Genomic DNA, 7,836 nt, shown 5'->3' with positions numbered 1-7,836 from the left:
GTGCCATCGCAGTGGCACAACTGTGCCAAGCACTCTGCACAATCGTTTCAGAGGTTTGGCATAATCGTTTCCGTAGGTGGCACAACCGTTCTGATAGCTTGTCACAAACCGTATGGATACTTGAACGGGAAACAACGAAAGGAGAAGTGTTGGTGACAGTGTGAATGAAGGCTCTTCTCCTGTGCACGCAAAAGAGGAGAGTCTTCCTCCTTGCAGTCGTTTGAATGACATAGCCGATCGTTTCTCATTGGTATTCGTCTGAATGACGGAATCAAATGATGGCAAAAAATGTATTAATACACTCTAATGTGAGATATATCGGAAACTTCCCTCACTCCATAAGATGACAGTAAAATGGAACTTTTGCTATTGTCAGCTTATTGTCAGGGCTTATTGTCATGTGGTAATCTGTTTATTATTAGATTATTATATATGAAAAGCTGACAGATGACAATAAAACATCGGTTTTAATCATTATGAAGAAGTTTTAAATGAAGAATGAAGAATTAGCTACGCTATCACGCTGCAGAGTAATTCTTCATTCATCATTCTTCATTCTTCATTCAAATTAAGTTGGGCAGGTTCGGAAACGGGGAAATTCTCTTCCAAGTACTTTCTGATTTTATGAGTTCCCAGTCCCTCTTTGGAGATACTACCATCCTTTAGTACAAGTTCATAGTGCGGAATACCGTTGAAGTGGAAGAGTTGGCGCAGATAGTTAAATTCCGATTCGGTCACATAATAACTGGCTTCTCCTTTCAGGTTGTTTTCTACATATTGCTTGTATGCACCGGCAGGAGAATCCTTCTGTCCGGTGATATAGATGAACTGGAACTCCGGATGATCCTTATATTTTTTGCGCAGGTCTGCCGTCGCCTCTATCCCTCCCCGGCAAGGTCCGCAAGTCGTCGCCCAGAAGTCAACGAACAATACTTTATCCGGGTGATTCTTGATGATATTGCGGAAAACCTCAGTGGCTTTACCTTCCGGAAGCTGGTAGGACTTAGCTTCTTCTTTCGGATGTATTTTGGTAAACAGATATTCGGCTTCTTCTGCCAATATTGGAAAAGTAAGTTCTTCTTTGGTGTTGTCTGCATACTCACGGGCGATTGAACGTGTCTTGATATTCTCCAGATAGAATTTCATGTCGCGTACTTTAGCTATTTGCCAAAGCAAAGGATTGGGTACATTATATAGTCCGGCAAGAATGCTGTCTTTTATATGTTCACTTTTTACTTTCATTGAGATAAAATTCCTGTCTATTTCTTCCTTTGATTCCTCTGATTGCTCGTTTTTGACATGTTTCTCTACATATTCCGAAATTAGCTTTTCTTCTTTTCCGAATAAGTCTTTTACCTTCTCATTCTCCTCCTGAAGTTCTTTCAAAGTGATCTTTACTGTTGTTCCGGCCAGTTTTTCGTGTTTCAGTCTGATTGCTTCCTGCTCTGCATTCATCTTTACCCCTTTCTCTTTAAAGAAAGTCAGAAGCGGCTTTTCCGGATACGTATAAGTGATGGTATCTGTCGGCGCTGTTGCATACTGTTGTCCATAAGCTTTTCTGAAAGCATTCATATATTCAAACCGGTTGATGAAAGTACTTGCATTGGCATCGGCAAGCACCGCTTCATCATTTAGCGGCATCTTGTTCAGGAAGTCGTAATAGGAATCATCTTCTTGCACTTTCAAGGCTTGGTTGGCTGTATCCTGTTTCGCGTAATAATCTCTGCTCATCAGGAAATCGAAGAATAAGCCTCCTGCCTGCAGGTTTGTCTTGTTCTTTATCAGGCGGACAGCCTTTGCCGATGGTTGGCAAATCTGAATAACTGAATCGGCTGTATGTTCCCATTGGGCGATAAACGGCTTCATATGTTCCTTGTATTGGCTGGGAGTCAGCTTATTACGGGAATTGGATAAATCCTCGTAACGGTAGGGGATAAGTGAACTGAATTCTTTCAGCAGATAGGAGAGAGGAGCCGACGGTCCCATGTAAGCTATATTCTTGATAGGAAAATAATAATCGCGTGCCCGGCTACGTGCCAATAATGCTTCCCAGTCGATATACATGGTCAGTGTTTGCCCGGGTTCGATATAGAATGGAATCCAGTTGTTGCCAAGTGTTACCGATTGTTCCACAGGATGCTTGATGACAAATTTGCACAGGAAACTGCCGTCTTCGTCTATCTGAATCACAGTCGGATAGTCTTCGCGGGTGATGATATTCGATAGATAGATCAGTCCGGTATCAAATCCCAGGCGTCGGTCGTAGCCGTCGATATACCCTTGCAGACAGGTAGTGTCTGTGTGGAAGAACTGCTGAAAACCTGTATCGGCGGCGATGGTCTTGGTCGTTTCCTTTTGCCGGGTGTACAGTTGTTCCTTCTCTCCGTTCGCTTGTATTTTACAGTTTCCGTCTTTCTGTGGAGTTACCAGTAAAGTGCGTGTCTCCCCATTCTGCTTGTCCTTGACAGTTATCTCGATCCGTTTCCCTTTCTTACGGACAGTTTCATTGGTGAATATCCGGTTGTTCATGATTGTTACAGAATCGTAGATACCATATTCCCAAGCGTTCAAATCATCAGTATTGAACCAGTTTCCTTTGATTGCAGCCAATGGTGAAACAGTCTTATCGGTTTGCGGCACTAAAGAGATATCATACGTGTTCCCTTCGGTATCACTGGGGCTGAGAAGATGGATGACCTGTGTTTCTTCCGGCAGAGCTTCGAAAGTGAGTACATAGTCCATCTCGCCCGAGTCGGGCATGTACACTTCCTTGTTGAGCTCAATGCCTTCTGCACTCTTGAACTGATATTTTTTTCCGGTAGCCGCATCTTCCAGGTAGCTGTCTCCTTCCTCTTTTATCCACCAGTGCGGGCGGAAGATGGCGTGAATATAAACACGCGTACCTTCGGGCGTGCGTTCTATACGTGTGATGTTGCCAATGCTCCCCGAACGGGCTTTAAATGGCGGATTGTCGATGGTTTGCGCAGTGAGCATACCCGATAGCATGAGCATCATGCAGAGTAGAATCGTTTTCATAATATTAAATTTTGAATAAATGTGTTTAATAGTTCCCTGTACAAAGAAAGAAAAATATTCATGGCTTCCCCTCTTTTCCCCTTTTAACTTAACATAGATTAAGCGTTTACGTAATCATCTTTTTTGTACCTTTGCACCCGAAAATCAGAGTGATAATTTAAATATTGAAATAGTATGAGCAAGAAAGCCCTTTTAATGATCCTCGATGGTTGGGGATTAGGCGACCAAAAGAAAGACGACGTAATCTTCAACACTCCCACTCCTTACTGGGATTATCTGATGAACAATTATCCTCATTCCCAACTTCAGGCAAGTGGTGAGAACGTAGGTTTGCCCGACGGACAGATGGGTAACTCCGAAGTAGGTCACCTTAACATTGGTGCCGGACGTGTGGTTTATCAGGATTTGGTGAAAATCAATCGTGCATGTGCCGACAACAGCATCCTTCAGAACCCCGAAATCGTTTCTGCTTTCTCTTACGCAAAAGAAAATGGAAAGAACGTTCATTTCATGGGATTGACTTCTAACGGTGGTGTGCACAGCTCAATGGTTCATCTTTTCAAACTTTGCGACATCGCCAAAGAATATAACATCAGCAATACATTTATCCACTGCTTTATGGACGGTCGTGATACTGACCCGAAGAGCGGTAAAGGATTTATCGAAGAACTTTCTGCACATTGCGAGAAATCTGCCGGCAAGATTGCTTCTATCATCGGTCGTTATTATGCTATGGACCGTGATAAACGTTGGGAACGTGTGAAAGAAGCTTATGACCTCCTGGTAAACGGCGAAGGAAAGAAAGCTACTGACATGGTTCAGGCAATGCAGGAATCTTACGATGAAGGTGTAACGGATGAATTCATCAAACCGATTGTAAACGCTAACTGCGACGGAACAATCAAAGAAGGTGATGTGGTTATTTTCTTCAACTACCGTAACGACCGTGCTAAAGAACTGACAGTCGTACTGACTCAGCAGGATATGCCGGAAGCAGGCATGCATACCATTCCGGGATTGCAATATTACTGTATGACTCCGTATGATGCATCTTTCAAAGGTGTTCACATCTTGTTCGATAAAGAAAATGTTGCCAACACACTGGGCGAATACATTGCTTCAAAAGGCTTGAACCAGCTTCATATCGCCGAAACAGAGAAATATGCCCATGTTACTTTCTTCTTCAACGGTGGCCGTGAAACTCCGTTCGACAACGAAGACCGTATCCTCGTTCCATCTCCGAAAGTAGCTACTTATGACCTGAAACCGGAAATGAGCGCTTACGAAGTGAAGGATAAACTGGTAGACGCTATCAACGAAAATAAATATGACTTTATTGTGGTGAACTTCGCTAACGGTGATATGGTAGGCCATACCGGTATCTACGAAGCAATCGAGAAGGCTGTTGTGGCTGTAGACGCTTGCGTGAAAGATGTCATCGAAGCTGCCAAAGCACAGGGCTACGAAGCAATCATCATTGCCGACCACGGTAATGCTGACCACGCCTTGAACGAAGACGGCACTCCGAATACGGCTCACTCTCTGAATCCGGTTCCTTGTGTTTACGTAACAGAAAACAAGGCTGCGAAAGTGGAGGACGGTCGTTTGGCTGATGTTGCTCCGACTATTTTGAAAATCATGGGTCTGGAAGCTCCGGCAGATATGAATGGTCAGATTTTGATTAAGTAATTTAGAATTCTATAACCAGAAGGGCGGGGGTAAACTCCGCCCTTTTTGTCTCACATAAGTTTTATGATTCAGATAGAAGATGTAGTAGTGAGCTTCGATGTCCTTCGGGAAAAATTCCTCTGTAACCTGGATGCCTGCAAGGGCGAATGTTGTATTGAAGGGGATGCGGGGGCACCTGTGGAGTTGGAGGAAGTAGAAAAGTTGGAAGAAGTGCTGCCGGTTATTTGGGAGGAACTGTCTCCGGAAGCGCGTGCTGTCATTGAAAAGCAAGGAGTGGTATATACGGATCAGGAAGGTGATCTGGTGACTTCTATTGTTAATAATAAGGACTGCGTCTTTACTTGCTATGACGAGAAAGGATGTTGTTATTGTGCCATCGAAAAGGCTTATCGGGACGGAAAGACTGACTTTTATAAACCGGTATCATGTCACCTTTATCCCATCCGGATTGGGGATTACGGGCCATATAAAGCAGTAAATTATCATCGATGGGATGTATGCAAGGCGGCTGTGCTGCTGGGAAAAAAAGAAAATGTAGCTGTCTACCAATTCTTGAAAGAACCGCTGATCCGTAAATTCGGTGAAAAGTGGTATCAAGAACTGGAAATCGCAGTGGAGGAATTAAAGGCACATGATATGATCTGATATTTCTCTCATTTTTTTGATTCTTTGCGTTTGGCTCGTATCAGAAGAAATAGCAGGCAGATCATAGCTACGATGATGCAAGCCGGAGTAATCCACGCCTCCGGATGGATAATGATCAGGAACAGGCAAGTGACAATCACACAGGATGCCAGAATTTTGAGATACAGCCTGATCTTGGCAAATACAGGATTTTGGGTAGTAGTTTTCATAAGTGTCCTCCTTCTTTTTGGCAAGATAGTGATTTTGGTCGAGAAGTAATTTAACTGTTAGGTTTTATTAAGACATAGAAAAGCGCCGGCACGGAGGATTTTCCTTCGCTTGCCGACGCTTCTTCGTTGTAAGATGTGAGGTTGGTTTATAAAAACGTAATATGAAAATTATGTATCGATATTTGCATAAGTTGCATTCTCTTCGATAAATTCGCGGCGCGGACCTACGTCTTCACCCATTAACATGGAGAATATATAATCGGCCTCTGCGGCATTATCGATGTTAACTTGTTTCAACATACGGTTTTCGGGGTCCATGGTCGTTTCCCACAACTGCTGGGCGTTCATTTCACCCAAACCTTTGTAGCGTTGTGTATGGACTGCATTCTCCAGACCGCCGCCGTACGTATCAATGAATTTCTGGCGTTGTGCATCTGTCCAGCAATACTCTTCTACCTTACCCTTTTTGCAGAGGTAGAGTGGGGGAGTAGCAATATACAGATAGCCGTTCTGAATAATCTGCGGCATATAACGGAAGAAGAACGTCATGATCAGTGTGTCGATGTGAGAACCATCGACGTCGGCATCGGTCATGATGATAATCTTGTGATAACGCAACTTTTCAATGTTAGCCTCTTTGCTGTCGTCTTCTGTTCCGATAGTGACGCCTAGCGCTGTATATATATTGCGGATTTCATCGCTTTCCAGCGCTTTGTGGTACATTGCTTTTTCTACGTTCAGAATCTTACCGCGTAGCGGGAGGATTGCCTGGAACATACGGTTACGTCCCTGCTTGGCAGTACCACCTGCCGAATCTCCCTCGACGAGGAATAATTCACATTTTGAAGGGTCCTTATCCGAACAATCGGCCAACTTACCAGGCAGTCCACCTCCGGACATCGGAGATTTGCGCTGTACCATTTCGCGGGCTTTTCTTGCTGCGTGGCGTGCGGTAGCAGCCAAAATTACCTTGTCTACAATCGTTTTTGCTTCTTTCGGATGTTCTTCCAGATAATAAGCTAGTACTTCGCCGACAGCCTGGTCTACAGCACCCATCACTTCGTTGTTACCCAACTTCGTTTTGGTCTGTCCTTCGAACTGTGGTTCGGCAACTTTTACGGAAATAACGGCAGTCAAACCTTCACGGAAGTCGTCTCCCGAGATTTCAACTTTTACCTTTTCCAGCATCTTGCTGTCTTCGGCATATTTCTTCAGTGTACGAGTCAGTGCACGACGGAAACCTGCAAGGTGCGTACCTCCTTCGATTGTATTGATATTATTGACGTAAGAATGTACATTTTCAGAGAATCCTGTATTGTACATGATTGCGATTTCAATAGGAATTCCCTGCTTTTCGGAGTTCAGATAGATGACATCGTTAATCAAGTGCTCACGTGAGGACTCGATAAAGCGTACGAATTCTCTCAGACCTTCTTCTGAATAGAACACTTCGCTCTTGAAACTGCCGTCTTCTTCATTCACTACCCGGCGGTCGGTCAGAGAGATACGCAGACCCGCGTTCAGGTATGCCAATTCGCGCAAACGGGCAGCCAGGATTTTATAATCATATACTGTTTCGGTAAAGATGGTATCATCCGGCCAGAATTGTTGGCGGGTTCCTGTAATATCCGATACCCCTACTTCTTTTACAGAATAAAGCGGCTTACCAATTTCATATTCCTGCTGATAGATTTTACCATCACGGAATACCTGTGTAGTCATGTGTGTTGACAGTGCATTTACGCAAGACATACCTACACCGTGCAAACCTCCGGAAACCTTGTACGAACCTTTGTCGAACTTACCTCCGGCGTGCAGTACGGTCATTGCTACTTCCAGCGCCGACTTCTTTTCTTTTTCATGATAGTCGACCGGAATACCACGTCCATTATCCTGTACGGTGATTGAATTATCTTCGTTGATTGTCACTTCGATGTGGTCGCAATACCCGGCCAGTGCCTCGTCAATGGAGTTATCAACGATTTCGTATACCAAGTGGTGAAGTCCCTTTACGCTGATGTCACCGATGTACATCGCAGGGCGTTTTCTCACTGCTTCAAGACCTTCCAATACCTGGATACTATCCGCAGAATAAGACCCGTTATTGGGAGTGATTTGTTCTTCGCTCATAATTGCCTTTCTAAGTTATAATAACAGAGCAAATATAGTGAAAATTGTCGACTTGGCGAAGTTTAAGAGGTGAAAAATACAGAATAAAAGTGGAATTAGGGATCAATGAATAAATCTGAGGGATGAA

At 43.9% G+C, this 7,836-nt stretch carries 6 protein-coding genes; 2 read left to right on the top strand and 4 right to left on the bottom strand.

What is annotated here, in order from left to right; translation table 11 throughout:
- Both HMPREF2794_RS29345 and HMPREF2794_RS26380 read right to left on the bottom strand, forming a co-directional pair.
- Nucleotides 1-285, bottom strand: a 285-nt coding sequence (locus tag HMPREF2794_RS29345) for a hypothetical protein (RefSeq protein WP_139147306.1), incomplete at its 3' end; no start/stop codon positions are given.
- 267 nt (nt 286-552) lie between these two features.
- Nucleotides 553-3,036: a TlpA family protein disulfide reductase gene (locus HMPREF2794_RS26380; protein ID WP_070753139.1), complete on the bottom strand. Its 2,484-nt coding sequence runs from the start codon at nt 3,034-3,036 to the stop codon at nt 553-555.
- 174 nt (nt 3,037-3,210) lie between these two features.
- Between HMPREF2794_RS26380 and gpmI the strand changes: the two genes are divergently transcribed.
- Together gpmI and HMPREF2794_RS26370 are read left to right on the top strand one after the other, a co-directional pair.
- Nucleotides 3,211-4,725: a 2,3-bisphosphoglycerate-independent phosphoglycerate mutase gene (gene gpmI, locus HMPREF2794_RS26375; RefSeq protein WP_070753137.1), complete on the top strand. Its 1,515-nt coding sequence runs from the start codon at nt 3,211-3,213 to the stop codon at nt 4,723-4,725.
- Between the two features lie 63 nt (nt 4,726-4,788).
- The gene (locus HMPREF2794_RS26370) at nt 4,789-5,370 is read left to right on the top strand and encodes a DUF3109 family protein (protein WP_010536155.1); all 582 of its coding nucleotides are present in this window, start codon (nt 4,789-4,791) and stop codon (nt 5,368-5,370) included.
- 8 nt (nt 5,371-5,378) lie between these two features.
- On the opposite strand, the gene HMPREF2794_RS26365 is transcribed toward HMPREF2794_RS26370, so the two are convergent.
- Together HMPREF2794_RS26365 and gyrB are read right to left on the bottom strand one after the other, a co-directional pair.
- Entirely contained in the window at nt 5,379-5,579 is a 201-nt protein-coding gene (locus HMPREF2794_RS26365) for a hypothetical protein (protein WP_070753135.1), read from the bottom strand.
- Between the two features lie 168 nt (nt 5,580-5,747).
- Nucleotides 5,748-7,709 (bottom strand): DNA topoisomerase (ATP-hydrolyzing) subunit B, encoded by a 1,962-nt coding sequence (gene gyrB / locus HMPREF2794_RS26360; protein ID WP_010536157.1) that lies wholly within the window; start codon nt 7,707-7,709, stop codon nt 5,748-5,750.
- Between the last annotated feature and the right edge of the window lie 127 nt (nt 7,710-7,836).

This window comes from Bacteroides sp. HMSC067B03, from assembly GCF_001811315.1.
Classification (GTDB): Bacteria; Bacteroidota; Bacteroidia; order Bacteroidales; family Bacteroidaceae; genus Bacteroides; species Bacteroides faecis.
Note: the sequence above shows the minus strand (reverse complement) of the source record. Positions and strands in the feature narration are given on the sequence as shown.